This is a genomic window from Mesorhizobium ciceri biovar biserrulae WSM1271 (assembly GCF_000185905.1).
GTDB classification, from domain to species: Bacteria; Pseudomonadota; Alphaproteobacteria; order Rhizobiales; family Rhizobiaceae; genus Mesorhizobium; species Mesorhizobium ciceri.
This window is the reverse complement of sequence record NC_014923.1, coordinates 1,713,358-1,727,890: the sequence shown is the minus strand read 5'-3', so window position 1 is coordinate 1,727,890 and position 14,533 is coordinate 1,713,358. Positions and strand designations below refer to the sequence as shown.

Annotated in this window: 16 protein-coding genes; 9 read left to right on the top strand and 7 right to left on the bottom strand. The window is 63.2% G+C overall.

Annotated features, from left to right (window positions below; all coding sequences use genetic code 11):
• From MESCI_RS08285 to MESCI_RS08275, 3 genes are all read right to left on the bottom strand, one after another.
• Positions 1-906, bottom strand: coding sequence for a carbohydrate ABC transporter permease (locus MESCI_RS08285; RefSeq protein WP_013529495.1), 906 nt, complete (start codon positions 904-906; stop codon positions 1-3).
• 65 nt (positions 907-971) lie between these two features.
• Positions 972-2,288, bottom strand: coding sequence for an ABC transporter substrate-binding protein (locus MESCI_RS08280; RefSeq protein WP_013529494.1), 1,317 nt, complete (start codon positions 2,286-2,288; stop codon positions 972-974).
• 359 nt (positions 2,289-2,647) lie between these two features.
• Positions 2,648-3,343 (bottom strand): TetR/AcrR family transcriptional regulator, encoded by a 696-nt coding sequence (locus tag MESCI_RS08275; protein WP_013529493.1) that lies wholly within the window; start codon positions 3,341-3,343, stop codon positions 2,648-2,650.
• A gap of 111 nt (positions 3,344-3,454) precedes the next feature.
• Between MESCI_RS08275 and MESCI_RS08270 the strand changes: the two genes are divergently transcribed.
• Genes MESCI_RS08270 through MESCI_RS08260 form a run of 3 tightly spaced genes read left to right on the top strand, consistent with a single transcriptional unit; the run spans position 3,455 to position 5,953 of the window.
• On the top strand, positions 3,455-4,651 hold the full coding sequence (locus MESCI_RS08270; RefSeq protein ID WP_013529492.1) for a Tm-1-like ATP-binding domain-containing protein: 1,197 nt from the start codon (positions 3,455-3,457) through the stop codon (positions 4,649-4,651).
• Positions 4,652-4,664: 13 nt separating this feature from the next.
• The gene (locus MESCI_RS08265) at positions 4,665-5,531 is read left to right on the top strand and encodes a phosphoenolpyruvate hydrolase family protein (protein WP_013529491.1); all 867 of its coding nucleotides are present in this window, start codon (positions 4,665-4,667) and stop codon (positions 5,529-5,531) included.
• 5 nt (positions 5,532-5,536) lie between these two features.
• The gene (locus MESCI_RS08260) at positions 5,537-5,953 is read left to right on the top strand and encodes a cupin domain-containing protein (RefSeq protein WP_013529490.1); all 417 of its coding nucleotides are present in this window, start codon (positions 5,537-5,539) and stop codon (positions 5,951-5,953) included.
• A gap of 110 nt (positions 5,954-6,063) precedes the next feature.
• On the opposite strand, the gene MESCI_RS08255 is transcribed toward MESCI_RS08260, so the two are convergent.
• Positions 6,064-7,254, bottom strand: coding sequence for a M24 family metallopeptidase (locus MESCI_RS08255; RefSeq protein WP_013529489.1), 1,191 nt, complete (start codon positions 7,252-7,254; stop codon positions 6,064-6,066).
• A gap of 62 nt (positions 7,255-7,316) precedes the next feature.
• Positions 7,317-7,538 carry a hypothetical protein gene (locus MESCI_RS08250; protein ID WP_164919865.1) on the bottom strand — a complete coding sequence of 74 codons (222 nt, stop codon included), beginning with the start codon at positions 7,536-7,538 and terminating at the stop codon, positions 7,317-7,319.
• Between the two features lie 90 nt (positions 7,539-7,628).
• Between MESCI_RS08250 and MESCI_RS08245 the strand changes: the two genes are divergently transcribed.
• The 6 genes from MESCI_RS08245 to MESCI_RS08225 all read left to right on the top strand — a co-directional run bounded on the left by MESCI_RS08245 (position 7,629) and on the right by MESCI_RS08225 (position 13,116).
• On the top strand, positions 7,629-9,239 hold the full coding sequence (locus MESCI_RS08245) for an ABC transporter substrate-binding protein (RefSeq protein WP_013529488.1): 1,611 nt from the start codon (positions 7,629-7,631) through the stop codon (positions 9,237-9,239).
• Positions 9,240-9,497: 258 nt separating this feature from the next.
• Entirely contained in the window at positions 9,498-10,484 is a 987-nt protein-coding gene (locus MESCI_RS08240; protein ID WP_013529487.1) for an ABC transporter permease, read from the top strand.
• Positions 10,481-11,311, top strand: a complete 831-nt coding sequence (locus tag MESCI_RS08235; protein WP_013529486.1) for an ABC transporter permease — start codon at positions 10,481-10,483, stop codon at positions 11,309-11,311. The genes MESCI_RS08240 and MESCI_RS08235 overlap by 4 nt, the downstream gene beginning before the upstream one ends.
• Positions 11,308-11,670: an ATP-binding cassette domain-containing protein gene (locus MESCI_RS33040; RefSeq protein ID WP_013529485.1), complete on the top strand. Its 363-nt coding sequence runs from the start codon at positions 11,308-11,310 to the stop codon at positions 11,668-11,670. The genes MESCI_RS08235 and MESCI_RS33040 overlap by 4 nt, the downstream gene beginning before the upstream one ends.
• Positions 11,552-12,319, top strand: a complete 768-nt coding sequence (locus tag MESCI_RS08230; RefSeq protein WP_276325702.1) for an ATP-binding cassette domain-containing protein — start codon at positions 11,552-11,554, stop codon at positions 12,317-12,319. Before MESCI_RS33040 ends, MESCI_RS08230 begins: the two co-directional genes overlap by 119 nt.
• Positions 12,316-13,116, top strand: a complete 801-nt coding sequence (locus MESCI_RS08225; RefSeq protein ID WP_013529483.1) for an ABC transporter ATP-binding protein — start codon at positions 12,316-12,318, stop codon at positions 13,114-13,116. Before MESCI_RS08230 ends, MESCI_RS08225 begins: the two co-directional genes overlap by 4 nt.
• Positions 13,117-13,141: 25 nt before the next feature.
• Here MESCI_RS08225 and MESCI_RS08220 read toward each other — a convergent pair whose 3' ends face one another.
• Both MESCI_RS08220 and MESCI_RS08215 read right to left on the bottom strand, forming a co-directional pair.
• Positions 13,142-13,753 (bottom strand): NAD(P)-dependent oxidoreductase, encoded by a 612-nt coding sequence (locus MESCI_RS08220; RefSeq protein WP_013529482.1) that lies wholly within the window; start codon positions 13,751-13,753, stop codon positions 13,142-13,144.
• 37 nt (positions 13,754-13,790) lie between these two features.
• Complete coding sequence (locus MESCI_RS08215; RefSeq protein WP_013529481.1) at positions 13,791-14,429, bottom strand: DsbA family protein; 639 nt, start codon at positions 14,427-14,429, stop codon at positions 13,791-13,793.
• Between the last annotated feature and the right edge of the window lie 104 nt (positions 14,430-14,533).

Below are 14,533 nucleotides of genomic sequence, written 5' to 3'. Positions count from 1 at the left end.
TCAGCGCTCCTTAACTTTGTTGAGGTATTTCACATAGATGTTGGTGATCGCCAGCACCATGATCAGCACGATATAGGCAAGCGCGCAGGAGCGCCCCGTCTGCCATTCCTGGAAAGCCATCTTGTAGAGACGGATGGAAATCACCTCCGTGCTCGGCTGCGTCGACAGCACATAGGCAAGATCGAAAGTCTTGAAGGCTTCCATGGTGCGGAAGATGACCGCGATCATCAGGATCGGCGCGACCAGCGGCAGCGTGATGCGGAAGAAGGTATAGAACGGCCCGGCGCGGTCGATCGCGGCAGCTTCGTAAAGATGCTTCGGCACCGCCGAAAGCCCGGCGAGCGATAACAGCATGACGAAGGGCGACCACATCCAGATGTCCGTGAACGCGACCGCGTAGAGCGCCATCTTCGGGTCGCCGAGCCATTGGAATTTGCCGAGGTCGAGCACGTAGTTGATGACACCCCAGGACGGATCGTAGAGCAGCTTCCAGAACAGGCCGACCACCGCCATCGAGAGCATCATCGGCAAGAGCAGCAATGTCGTGATCAGGCCCTTGAGCGGAATGGTGCGATTGAGCAGCATTGCCGTTCCAAAGCCGACGACAACCTGACCGACGACCGAGACGATGACGTATTTCGCGGTCACCGCGAAATTGTTCCAGATATACGGGTCGCTGAGGAGCTCGCGATAGTTCTTCAGTCCGACGAAATTGGCCGGCGCATTGGTCGATGCGCGGAAGTCAGTGAAGGAATAGCCGAGCGAATAGATCAGCGGAAAGATGTTGAAGACGATCAGGAACACGATCGTCGGAATGATGAAGAGGTTGCGTATCGAAATGTCGCTGAGGCCGCGAGAGGCGGCTCTGGAGGAGGTATTCAGCGGTGTGATCATTGTGGTCGCCAAGACCTGCTCCCATTCCTGAAAAAGAAAACGGAGGAGGCGCAGGCCTCCTCCGCACTACATGTCGGCTATTGGCCGCGGCCGTATTTCTTGAACGTGGCGTCCCAATCCTTCGCCAGCGCATCCAGCATTTCCTTGGCCGTACCATCGCCGTTTACGATGTACGGATAGACACGCTGGTTGAGCTGCTGCAGCAGTTCCGCATACTCCGGCACCGCCCAGAAGTCCTTGACCTTGAACATCGTGTCGTAGAAGGCCTTGTTGTAGGGCGTGGCGTTCTGGAACTCGGCCGATTCCAGCACGGCCTTGTTGCAGGTGTAGCCGCCGAGGGCCGCCCACTTCTTCTGCGTATCGTCCTGGATGAACCACTTCAGGAATTTCATCGCCTCTTCCTTGTTGTTGGAATAGGAGACGACGGAAATGCCCTGGCCGCCGAGCGCGGCGAACTGCTCGCCACCTGGACCTGCCGGGTTGGCGAAGAAGCCGGTGTTCTTGGCGTTCGGGTTCGACGCCTCGTTGATCAACGAGGGGAAGAAGGCGAAGTAGTTCATGCTCATCGCCGCCAGGCCTTCGGTGATGGCCTGGTTGTTCTCGACGAAAAAGGCGTTGGTCCAGCCCGGAGGCGTGAAGCCGAACAGCTTGCGGTAGTTTTCCGCCGCGGCCACCGCCTTGTCCGAGTTGATGATGCCGTCGACCTTGTAGGTGCCGAAGTCGCCGAGCTCACCGCCATACGAGAACAGCGCGTTCTCGAAGCCCATCGCCAGGCCGTCATACTGGTTCTGGGTGTAGATGGCGATGCCGTAGCGGTTCTGGTCGGGCCTGTTGAAGAACTCCGCGATGTCGGTCATTTCCTTGAAGGTCTTCGGAACGGCAAGGTCGTAGCCATACTTGGCCTTGAACGCTTCCATTTCCTTCGGATCCTCGAACCAGTCCTTGCGGTAGGCCCAGCCCACGGCGTCGCCCTCGGCCGGGATCGACCAGTATTTGCCGCTGTTGCCGGGATATTCGGAGTAGAACTTGACCGTCGCCGGAGCCATCTTGTCGAGAACCTTGTTCTCTTTGACGAAGTCGGTGAGGTCGACATAGTGACCGCCCTCGGAGGCGGCACCAAGCCATTGCGAGTCGCCGACGACCAGGTCATAGGCGCTGCCCTTGGCGTTGAACTCGGTAAAGGCCTTGGTCTGGAAATCGGCCCACGGGGTGGTTTCCACCGTGATCTTGACGCCGGTTTGCTTCTCGTACTCGTTGCCGAGCTCCTGCAGATAATTTGCGGGATCCCATTCAGCCCAGAAGATGGTGAGTGACTTTTCCTGCGCGTAAACGGACGTTCCGCAGGCAAGCGTTAAGCCGATACCAGCAAGTACGCTGGTCACTAACTTGCGCATAATGATTTCCTCCCTTGTGCGCGTTCTACCTTATCGTGCGAGCCGGCAACGTGGCCGGCCCTGGTAGTTCCTCCCGTGATCGCACCTTTCCGGTTTCGAGCCTCCTCGCCCCGCCGGAAAATGGATCGCAGCCCTCACTTTCGATCCGCTTTTCTGATCCAATCTGGTATTACCAATTTTGCATGCGCGTCAAGCCCTTTCTTGGCAGCTTGACGTGGCCATTTCCATCGGATTACCGCTTTATCTGCCTGTTTTACCAAGATTTTCCTACTCAGTGATATGATCGGGTATTGTCCAATACCCCACCCAACCGCTAAGATCAGTAGTGTGCATGCCAATCTGGTCGAACCAGTTAGGCTCTATTTCACGACTGCCTTCGGATCGAGGCTGCCTCCTTCATCGACCGATTCCGCCACTGCCGCACGCACCAGCGCCCCGGCCGCCCACTGTGCGACCGACATCGTCCGGCGGCTGTCCAGCCCCCAGATATCCTTGAGCACGATCAGCACCTCGACGCCGAAGATAAGCGACAGCGCCTGTGCCAGCCGCTTGAAGTCGCGCGGCGGCAAACGGCCCTTGAGCGGCGCGATCGCATCCTTCAGCAGGTCGATGCGGTGGCCACGCGTAAAGGCGGGCTCACCGCCCAGCGTGCCGGCCTGACGCCGCGCCCATTGATCGAGCGACAGCTTCAGTGCTGCCTTGAACGTAGCCTCGAAGGCTTCGATGCGCGGCATGGCCGTGTCGAACAGCTCGGCGACCCGGCGCTCGGCATCGGCGGAGGTCGATTGCCAGGTGAGGATTGGCCCCAGCCCCTCGTCGACGACGGCCTGCACCAGTGCCGACTGGCTCGGGAAGTAACGATAGGCGGTGGCGCGGGAAACCTCGGCCGCCTCGGCGACCTCGCTGACCGAGGGCGTGACGCCCGCCTGCATCAGCCTTGTTGCCGTCTCCAGCATCAGCCGTTTGGTCCGCGCGCGTGGCCCACGTTCGGGCACTGGGCCGGTTGCCCGTTCAGCCTCGTCGCTCGCAGCGGATTGTTGACGTGAGACATTCATACCAATACGATACGCGCGTCTCAAAAATTTGCAATGGCGTCCGCATCGTCGAGTGGCCCGGGCAATGAGCGATGGGGGCGGCATCGCGCCTGCCAGGATTGGGAGAGCGCAATGAAGCGTATTTATGTGGTGGGTACCGCGGACACCAAGGGCGAGGAACTCGCCTTCCTGGCCGATGCAATCACGGCTGCGGGCGCCCTCGTTTGTCGTGTCGATGTCGGAACGCGCGACGCAACCATCCCCGTCGATATCAGCGCGAGGGAAATCGCCGACCATCATCCCGGCGGCCGTGAAACCGTGCTCGGCGGCAATGATCGCGGCGCCGCGGTCGCCGCGATGGGCATCGCCTTCGCCCGCTTTGCCCAATCGCGCAACGACATCGCGGCCATGATCGGCATTGGCGGCGGTGGCGGCACATCGATCGTCACGTCGGGCATGCGCGCCCTGCCGCTCGGCCTGCCCAAGATCATGGTCTCGACGCTCGCCTCCGGCGACACCGCTCCCTACGTCGATGTCTCCGACATCATCATGATGCCTTCTGTGACCGACATGGCCGGACTGAACCGGCTCTCCCGTGTCGTGTTGCACAACGCGGCTCAAGCCATATCAGGCATGGCGGCCAGCCCGGCGCCACCACCCGACGGCAAACCATCGATCGGCCTCACCATGTTCGGCGTCACCACGCCTTGCGTGACCGCCATCGCCGACCAGCTCCGTTCCGGATATGACTGCATGGTCTTCCACGCCACCGGCACCGGCGGCCGCAGCATGGAAAAGCTGGCCGACAGCGGCTTGCTGTCCGGCGTCGTCGACATCACCACGACCGAAGTCTGCGATCTTCTGTTCGGCGGCGTGCTGCCGGCGACGGAGGATCGTTTCGGCGCCGTCGCACGCACGGGGCTGCCCTATGTCGGCTCCGTCGGCGCGCTCGATATGGTGAACTTCTGGGCGCCTTCGACCATCCCGGAACACTATCGCGACCGGCTGTTCTACGAACACAATCCCAATGTCACGCTGATGCGCACCACGGCGGACGAATGCCGTGCGATCGGCGAGTGGATCGGCACCAGGCTCGCCCGCTGCGGGGGACCGGTGCATTTTCTCATCCCAGAAAAAGGCGTCTCGGCGCTCGACATCGAAGGCGGCGCCTTCTTCGACCCGGAAGCCGACGCCGTTCTGTTCGATGCCATCGAGCGCACCATCAAGCCCAACGGCAAGCGCCGCGTGACGCGCCTGCCGCTGCATATCAACGACCCGGAATTCGCAAAGGCAGCAACAGCGGCCTTCCTCGACATCGCCAGACAGTGAGAGACCTCAAAAAATGCCCGCCATACCGCGCAAGGACATCTTGAAGAAATTCAGGGGAATGATCGACAAGGGCGTGCCGATCGTCGGCGGCGGCGCCGGCACCGGCCTGTCGGCGAAGGCCGAGGAGGCCGGTGGCATCGACCTCATCATCATCTACAATTCCGGCCGCTACCGCATGGCCGGGCGCGGCTCGGCCGCCGGCCTGCTCGCCTATGGCAACGCCAACGAGATCGTCAAGGAAATGGCCTATGAGGTGTTGCCGGTGGTCAGACACACGCCGGTGCTGGCCGGCGTCAACGGCACCGACCCGTTCGTCATCATGCCGCTGCTATTGGCAGAGCTGAAGACGATGGGCTTTTCCGGCGTGCAGAATTTTCCCACCATCGGCCTGTTCGACGGCAGCATGCGGCAGAGCTTCGAGGAGACCGGCATGGGCTTCGGCCTCGAGGTCGACATGATCGCCGAGGCGCACAAGCTCGACCTCTTGACCACGCCCTACGTCTTCAACCCGGATGAGGCCCGCGCCATGACAAAAGCCGGCGCCGACATCGTCGTCGCCCATATGGGTGTGACGACAGGTGGCTCGATCGGCGCCACGTCGGCCAAGTCGCTCGACGACTGCGTTCAGGAGATCGACGCCATCGCCAATGCCGCGCGCTCGGTGCGCAAGGATGTCATCCTGCTTTGCCATGGCGGCCCGATTTCGATGCCCGACGACGCCCGTTACATTCTCTCCCAGGCCAAGGGCCTGCACGGCTTCTATGGCGCCAGCTCGATGGAACGGCTGCCGGCGGAAGCCGCGATCGCCAAGCAGACGGCCGATTTCAAGGCCGTCGCGCTCGGCGGCCAGAAGACCACATTCAAGAAAAAGAAGGGATGAGTGAGATGACCGACAAGAGCAAAGTGTTCGTGTACCCGAAGGACGTCAGCGCCTTCGGCTTCGACTGGGGAAAATTGGCGCTGACGGTGGCACCCGAAGTGAATGGCGCAACCCGCTTTTCCGGCGGCGTCGTCGACCTGCCTTCCGGCAAGGGCCACACGCGCCACAACCATCCGGGCGCGGAAGAAATCATCTTCGTCATCTCAGGCCATGGCGAACAGATGGTCGAGGACGAGAAGGGCAATCCGATGGTCGAGAAGGTCGGCCCTGGCTGCACCATCTACGTGCCGGAAAGCCGCTTTCATTCGACGCTCAACACCGGCGACGGGCCGATGCAGCTGTTCGTCGTCTATTCGCCGGCAGGACCTGAACTGGTTTTGCGTGAGCTGCCGGATTTCAGGCTGATTCCGCCGGGGCAGTGATCTTTCCTCGGTTCCGGCTCCGACCTCTGCCCTCGGGGAGAGGTCGGATTGCCCCGAATTGCTTTTCCCGGATGGCAATCCGGGTGAGGGGGCAGCAGCCTCAATACCAGCTAGGCCGTCCCACCCCTGTTCCACCCCCGGCCCCGATCACCGAACATCACGTATCCGCTCTCCGTCACCGCCAGCGTGTCTTCCAGCTTGATGAAGCCCCGTGTCGGGTGAAGCATGGTCGTCTCCACCGACAGCACCATGTTCTTCTCCAGCGGTTTGGCCGCATAGGTGCCTTCATAGGTCACCGGATGGTTGGTCATCAGGAACGGCGCCTCGTGAGTGATCAGGCCCATGCCATGGGCGAAGAAATCCGTGTAGGGCGCGACCTTCGAAGCCTTCAGCACGCCCTCGGCATGCGAAATCATGTCGCCGCCCAGCGTGCCCGCTTTGACTTTTGAGAAGGCCGCCTGCTGCACCGTCTCGACCTCGGCCAGCAGATCTTCGAGCTCGGCATCCGGTTCGCCGAGAATGCCCATCCGGCAGAGGTCCCCTATATAGCCGTGATAATTGCCGCCGGAATCGATTGACAGCACCTCGCCTTTTTCCCACGCCTGCGGTGAAGCGGCGCGGTTGTGGCTGGCACCCAGCGTCAGCAGGCAATATTCGAAATGGATGCCGCGATTGGTTTCCTCGCGCCGCAGCTGCTCGATGATCTCGCTTTTAGTCGTGCCTTCACGCGCCCAGGCAATGGTCGCCAGCATGGAATCGGTGATCAGTTCGGAGGCCGTGCGCAGCTTCTCCAGCTCCGCATCGGTCTTGATGGCGCGCATGCGCTCCAGCATGTCGGTCGCATCGATCAGCCTGGCATCCGGCAACGCCTTGCGGATCAGCGTATAGGCGTCCGATGGCAGGAAGCCAGGCTCGATGCCGATGCGCGCGCCGGCCTTGCCGATCTTCTGCAGGTGCTCGACCGCAAGGTTGGCGGCGTCGAGCGTGCCCCAGCAGGCGGCGTGCAGCGTCGGCGTCCAGAACGGATTGTTCTGGTGCTCGCCGCCCTCCATGCGGTTGCCGATATAGGCGGCATGGTCCGGCCCGCCCTTTTCGTACACGACGATCGGCAGGTACCGGCTGTGGCCGATCGCATCCATGGCGGCGAAGAAGATGAACTTGTAACCGCCCAGCAGGTATTGCGTGTTGTGCTTGGAGGTGGCGAGCAGCACATCGATGCCGGCCTCCTCCATCAGCCGGTCGACCCTTGCCTGGTCGAACGGGATATTGCCGACGGCATTCTTGCCCGGAGCAATGTTCATCTCTCTCTCCCTGAATTGCCTGGGACCGCCGGCCGTTCCGCTCGCGATCCCCTGGCCATGACTCAAATCTGCACCATTTTGCCCGTTCTGGTCCAGCCAGAAATAGGGAAAACAGCACCGTTCGATGTCATCATACCTTTGTCCGCCGTATATCCCATCAATTTGGTCCTACCAGATTGACGTGATAGAAGCGCATATTCCAAACTGGTCCAGCGGACGAAAATTTCAAAGCCAAGCGAGGATGCGCCAATTCCGTCTCTGGCGAAACCCTCGGCAAGGCTCATAATCGCCGCCGCAAGGATGCTGGCGGGCTTGCCGGCGTCCGAGGGGTATTGGCGCGCCCAACCGGGTCGCGGAGAGGACGGAGTTCGATCATGTCAGGTTTCACGATTTCCAGACGCACGATGCTTTCCGGCTCGGCAATGCTGCTGGCCTCCACCGCCATCCCGACACCGGGCTGGGTGCAGACGCCGAAGAAGGGCGGACGACTGGTGCTTGCAGCCGATTCCGAACCGCGCAACCTCAACCCGGCGATCGTCGCCTCCAACGGCGTCTTCTTCATCTCCAGCAAGATCGTCGAAACGCTGGCCGAAGCCTCCTACGACGGCAAGGACGGACTCGCGCCAAGGCTGGCGCTGAGCTGGGAGGGTGCCGCCGACGGGCTCTCGGTGACGTTCAAACTGCGCGACGGCGTCAAATGGCATGACGGCAAGCCGTTCACCTCGGCCGACGTCGCCTTCTCGGCGCTGCAAATCTGGAAGCCGCTGCAGAATCTCGGCCGCACCGTGTTCAAGGATCTGGCCAGCGTCGACACCCCCGACGATCTCACCGCCGTGTTCAAATTCGCCAAGCCGACGCCGTTCCAGCTGATCCGCAACGCGCTGCCGGCGCTGAGCAGCGTGGTGCCGAAGCACATCTACGAGGTTGGCAAGATCGAGGACAACCCGGCCAACAACGCGCCCATCGGCACCGGACCGTTCAAATTCGGCGAGTACAAGGCCGGCCAGTATTACCGGCTGACCAAAAACACCGACTACTGGGGCAAGGACGAGCCCTATCTCGATGAGATCATCTATCAGGTGCTGCCGGATCGCACGTCCGCGGCCAGCGCGCTGGAGGCCGGAGAGATCCAGCTGGCGGCCTTTTCCGCCGTGCCGCTGGCCGACCTCGACCGCATCTCGAAAGTGCCGGGGCTGAAAGTGATCACCAAGGGTTACGAAGGGCTGACCTATCAACTCGTCGTCGAGATCAATCATCGCCGCAAGGAACTGGCCGACGTCAAAGTGCGGCAGGCGATCGCCCATGCCATCGACAAGGATTTCGTCGTCAAGACGGTGTTCCTCGGCTATGCCGCGACAGCCACCGGCCCGGTGCCGAAGAACGATCCACAATTCTACACCGCCGATGTGCCGACCTATGCCTTCGACGTCGCCAAGGCCAACGCGCTGCTCGACGAAGCCGGCTACAAGAAAGGCCCGGACGGCAAGCGCTTCACGCTGAAACTGCTGCCTGCGCCCTATTTCAACGAGACAAAACAGTTCGGCGACTATTTGCGCCAGGCGCTCGCCGCCATCGGCATCGACGCTGAGCTGGTCAACAACGACTCGGCCGCGCACATCAAGGCGGTCTACACCGACCACGCCTTCGATCTCGCGGTCGGTCCGCCGGTGTTCCGCGGCGACCCGGCGATCTCGACCACCATCCTGGTGCAGAGCGGCATTCCCGACGGCGTGCCGTTCTCCAACCAGGGCGGCTACAAGAACGATGCGCTCGATGCGCTCATCGCCAAGGCATCGGAGACGCTCGACGCATCAGCCCGCACCGACCTCTACAAGGAATTCCAGAAGGCGGTGGCTGCCGACCTGCCGCTGATCAACGTCGCCGAATGGAGTTTCATCAGCGTCGCGCGCGACACCGTCGGCAACATCGCCAACAACCCGCGCTGGGCGGTGTCGAACTGGGCGGACACGTATCTGGAATCGTGACAGAATTGCGCGGATGAGAATTCGCGAAATCATCGTAGGCGTTGAGTTCTACGAGGTCCCCCTCTGTCCTACCGGACATCTCCCCCTCAAGGGGGGAGATTGGCCGCTTGTCTGTCCCGCGAATTCTTCAACGTTGGAGATTGGCGAAGCCAAAAGAGACAGCCGATCTCCCCCCTTGAGGGGGAGATGTCCGGCAGGACAGAGGAGGGTGCTTAGGCGCGGTCCTAATCAACGTATCGCCAACCCATCGACGCCCCCATGAACCGCGCCCTCACCCTTCTCCGCCGCCGCCTCGTCGGCAGCGTCTTCGTGCTGCTGATCGTCGTCATCGGCACGTTCCTTTTGCTCGAGGCCGCCCCCGGCGACGCCGTCGACGCCTACATCGTCTCGACCGGCGGCGACGCCGGCATGATCGAATTGCTGCGTCATCGCTGGGGCCTCGACCAGTCGGAGCTGACGCGGCTGGCTAACTACCTCTGGGCGCTGTTGCATCTCGACCTCGGCCAGTCGGTGACCTTCTCCCGACCGATCCGCGATGTGATCCTCGAACGCCTGCCCAACACGCTGCTGTTGATGGTCAGCGCCACCGCGCTCTCCTTCGGGCTCGGCTCGGCACTCGGCATCTATGCCGGCGCCCGGCCGGGCAGTTTGCGCGACCGCTTCCTGTCGATCGGCTCGCTGGCGCTCTATGCCGTGCCGGGTTTCTGGCTCGGACTGGTGCTGATCGTCGTCTTTGCCGTCGACCTGCGCTGGCTGCCGATCGGCGGCATCGAGACCCTGGCTTCCGACAAGACCGGCCTTGACCGCGCAGCCGACATCGCCGTCCATCTTATCCTGCCTGTTTCGGCCCTCGGCTTCATCTACCTGGCGCTCTATCTGCGCATGATGCGCGCCGGCATGGCCGAGGTCTGGCGGCAGGATTTCGTCTTGGCCGCGCGCGCCAAGGGATTATCACGCCGCCGCATCGTGCTCGCCCACGTCGCCCGCAATGCACTGCTGCCGCTGGTCACCATGCTCGGCCTGCAGTCGGCGCAGATGCTCGGCGGCAGTGTCGTCATCGAGAGCGTCTTTTCCGTGCCCGGCCTCGGCCGGCTGGCGCAGGAGGCAGTCGCCTCCCGCGATACGCCGCTTCTGCTCGGCATTATTCTCACCAGCGCCCTCCTGGTCATTGTCATCAACCTTGCCGTCGACATCGCCTATGCCTTCCTCGACCCGCGCGTCGGCGCCAGCGAGGCCGGCGCATGAGTGCCCTCCGCCGCTTTCTGCGCACGCCCGAGGCGGTCGCCGGCGCCATCCTCCTGGCGGCGCTGATCGCCATGGCGCTGTCGGCGTCGCTGCTGTTCCCCGGCGATCCGCAAGCGATTGCCGGGCCGGCGCTGCTGCCGTCGTTCCAGGACTGGTCGCTCCCGCTTGGCACCGATCGGCTTGGCCGCGACGTGCTGGCCGAGCTTTTTCATGGCGCCCGCACATCGCTGGCTGTCGGGATCGCCGCCGCGGCCGCCGCACTTGTCGTCGGGGCAGTGGTCGGCACATTGGCCGGCTTTGCCGGCGGCCTCGTCGACGAGGTGCTGATGCGCATCACCGACGCCTTCCAGACCGTGCCGAGTTTCCTGCTGGCACTGGCCTTCGTCAGCGTCGTCGGACCGTCGCTCGGCATCGTCGTGATCGCCATCGCGCTTGGCACCTGGACCGGACCAGCCCGTGTCGCCCGCGCGGAAGTCCTCTCCATTCGCGAACGCGATTATGTCGCCGGCGCCAGGGTCATCGGCATGCACCCGCTGGCGATCGCCTTTCGCGAGGTGCTGCCCAATGCCTTGCCGCCGGTGCTGGCGATGTCGTCGGTGATCGTCGCCGCGGCGATCCTCACCGAGGCGGCCTTGTCGTTCCTCGGCCTGGGCGATCCCAACCGGGTCACCTGGGGCGGCATGATTGCCGAGGGCCGCGCTGTCCTGCGCACCGCGCCCTTCTTGTCGATCGTCCCGGGCATAGCGCTGGTGCTGACCGTGCTCGGCGTCTATCTCGCCGGTGAAGGCCTCGTCGAGACGACGGCGGTCAGGAGAGGCCTGTCGTGACCACCCTGGCTTCGATCCGCGACCTGACGGTGACCTACCGCCGCGACGGCAACGAGGTGGCGGCGCTGAAGGATGTCGGCCTCGACATAGAGGCTGGCGAGCGCTTGGCCATCATCGGCGAAAGTGGCTCGGGCAAGAGCACGCTGGCGCTGGCGATTGCCGGGCTGTTGCCGGCTTCTTCGAGGATTGATGGGCGGGTCGACTGGTTCTCGTCCTCGTGGGATGCCAAGGCACCCCCCTCTGTCCTGCCGGACATCTCCCCCCTCAAGGGGGGAGATTGGCAGTTCCCTCGCCGGCCCTCTTTCTGCATCCTTGGCGATTGGCGAAAGTGGAGACAAGGGCGCAATCTCCCCCCTTGAGGGGGAGATGTCCGGCAGGACAGAGGGGGGCCTCATAGAGCGCAGACCGCAAAAATCCGCCTCCAAACAGAGCCACACACCCCGCGGCGGCCGCGATATCGGCTTCGTCTTCCAGGACCCATCCGCCAGCCTCGACCCCGTAATGCCAATCGGCAAACAAATCGCCGAAGTCGCCCGCACCCATCTCGGCCTCACCTGGTCCCAGTCCTATGCCAGGGCCAAAACCCTGCTCGAACGCGTCCGCCTGCCCGATCCTGACTCGGCCTTGCGCGCCTTCCCGCACCAGCTTTCCGGCGGCCAGAAGCAGCGTGTGGCGATTGCCGCCGCCATTGCGGCCGGTCCGAAATTGCTGATCGCCGACGAAGCGACCAGCGCGCTCGATACCATCGTGCAGGCCGAGATCGTCGCCTTGATCCGACGCCTGGTGACCGAGGACGGCATGACGCTGCTGTTCATCAGCCATGACATCGCGCTGGCGGCCGAGCTTGCCGGGCGCATCGCCGTTTTCCGCCATGGGCAGTTGGTCGAGCTTGGCATGACGGCGCAGATTGTCGACGCCCCGGCCCAGCCCTATACGCGCGCATTGCTCGATGCCCATATCGGCCTCGACACCAAGCCGCTGCTGAACCGAGCCGGGCTCCACGCATGAGCCTGCTGGCGGTGTCCAATCTCACCAAGCGCTACCGTCGCGGCGACAACACCATCGCTGCAGTCGACGATGTCTCCTTTCACATCGAGCCGGGCGAAACGCTGGCGTTGGCCGGACCCTCCGGCAGCGGCAAATCGACGATCGCGCGGGTGGTGCTGCGATTGATCGAGCCGGACGACGGACGCATCGAGTTCGAAGGCGACGATTTCCTGGCCCTGCGCAGCGCAGCACTGCGTGCCCGCCGCGCGCGCCTGCAAATGGTGTTCCAGGACCCGCTTGCCGCCTTCAACCCGCGCGCCACGGTGGCGCGTGTGCTCGACGATCCCTTGCGCATCCATGGCATCGCTTCTCGCAGCGAGCGCCCGCGCCGCATCGCCGCCTTGCTGGAGCGCGTCGGGCTGACGGCGGACCTCGCCCCGCGTGCCATCCATGAAATCTCAGGCGGCCAGCGGCAGCGCGTCGCCATTGCCCGCGCCATCGCCACGAAGCCGTCGCTGATCGTGCTCGATGAAGCGGTGTCGGCGCTCGACGTTTCCGTGCGCGGGGAGATCCTCGAGCTTTTGCTCGACCTGCAGCGCCAGGAAAAGATCGCCTATCTCTTCATTTCACATGATCTCGGCGTCATCCGGTCGATCGCCCACCGCGTTATCCTTCTCGACGCCGGCCGGGTTGCCGAGAACGGCGATGCCCGAACCGTCATCGACGCACCGCAATCGGCCATTGGAAAGGCGCTGGTGGCGGCAGCACCGAGATTGAACCGGACCCTGATGCGGCTGGCGTCGGCCGGCCTCGATTGAGACCCGGCCGCCACCATCCGTTCGCTCAATAGCCGACGGTGAAGCGCTGCCTGATATGGGCCGGCTTCTCGATCTCGTCGACCATGACGATCGCGTAGTCCTCGAAGGAAATGCTGCTGCCCTTGTCGGAGGCGAGAAGCGTGTCCTTGCCGAGGCGGAATTTGCCGGTGCGCTCGCCTGGGACGAACATGGCGGATGGCGACAGGAACGTCCAATCGAGGTCGTCGACCGTCTTCAATCTGTCCAGGAAGTCGGCGCCCTTCTGCGCTTCTGCCTTGTAGATCGCCGGGAAGTCGGGGCTATCGACCAGCCGCTTGCCGGGCGCGACTTCGAGACTGCCGGCGCCGCCGACGACGAGATAGCGCCTCACGCCGGAGGCGCGCACCGCCTCGATCAGCGCATCGGTATCGCTGTCCAGGAAATGCACAGAGCTGATCACAGCGTCATGGCCGCGGATCAGGTCCGCGAGACCTTCTGTGTCGAAGACATCGCCCTTCCTGGCCGTCACGCCCGGAAGCGCGACAATCTTTTCCGGGTTGCGCGCGATGCCCGTGACGGTATGGCCGCCATCGGAGAGTTCCCTGAGAAGGCGCGAACCGACAGCGCCCGATGCACCAATGAGAGCGACTTTTGCCATGTCTGTTTCCTTATGCTTGGGGGTCTGGAGGATGGGGTCACGCCGCCGCGATGTGGGCGACGAGATTGTCGAAGCTGCCGAACAGCGCGTTCGAACCGATGAGCCGGGGCGCATCGTTGCGGATGACCGCGAGCGAAGGCACGCCATCGGCATGCAGGCGCTGGAACAGCGCACGGCCACGGCCAACCTGGTCGCGGTGAGCCGTCAGCAATGTTTCGGTTGGCGCCTTAAGCATTTCGGCGGCGTCCGCCATGCCGTCGGCGGCGAGCACCTCGGCCACACCGCCGATCGTCACGACATCGCGTCCTTCTACATAGCGCGCATGCTGGATCGTCTTCAGCGCCGCAAACCGGCGGCTAGGGTCCTCCAGGCCAGCGGCAGTGATGCCGAGTGTGGCGGCATGTGAGTCGAGCAGGGTGCCACGGACATTGAGGACATTGTGCCGGTAGGCCGGCGTGAACGATTGTCCGGTCAGGCGCTCGATGCGCTGGTCGTTCGCCCAGGCGTGCGCCGCAAAACCTTCATCCATCGGACGCGCGCCGGCGCCGGAAAACAGGCCGGTCGGCAGCAGCTCGACGCGCACGCCGGTGGCCGACAACCGGCCGAGCATCCGGGTGGCACCATAGCACCAGCCGCAGAGCGGATCGAAAAGATAGGTCACTTCTGAATTGTTCATAGTCGCTGCTACCCATGATCCGGCTGCCGGCTTGATCGAATGCCGTTGGCTGATATGTGGCAGGTGGGGGTCTTGCGATAAATGGCACCCAATAATACAAACTG